General features: G+C 64.9%; 1 pseudogene. It reads right to left on the reverse strand.

Annotation, left to right across the window (positions count from 1 at the left end):
* A pseudogene (locus EN750_RS38765) lies at positions 1-263 on the reverse strand (integrase); the annotation flags it as partial.
* Between the last annotated feature and the right edge of the window lie 170 nt (positions 264-433).

The raw sequence follows: 433 nt of genomic DNA on the forward strand, positions 1-433 counted from the left end.
GCCGCGCCACCTCCTGACCGTTCAGATGCTCGGCTTCCACCGCTTTGCCCTGACCGGTGACGCGGCGGAACAGGGGACCATGCGCAATACTGGCCAGCTTCAGCCAGGTCTGCAGGGCGACGATCGGCAGGTGGCGTCGGACGAGCCGCGACCAATTCGACCTCCGCCAGCCAGTCTTGCCCCGCAACGTAACCGGCACGCCCCTTGTCTGGGAAGAATTCAATCCAGCGGCGACCGTTGGTTTGATCGCGCGACATCGGAAGCGGCGTGGCATGGCCGCATCATCACAACATAACCGATCGTTGCCGATGCGAACGACCGCCCGAGCTCCGCGCCTGCCGTCACAAAGAGAATTTCGCCGCCGCGCCAATGTGGCGGTCTCTCCAGGCGTCGAAAGGTGCCTGCATGTAGGTCACTCGCCGCCGTACGCGGG

This window comes from Mesorhizobium sp. M7A.F.Ca.ET.027.03.2.1 (assembly GCF_003999175.1).
GTDB lineage: Bacteria > Pseudomonadota > Alphaproteobacteria > Rhizobiales > Rhizobiaceae > Mesorhizobium.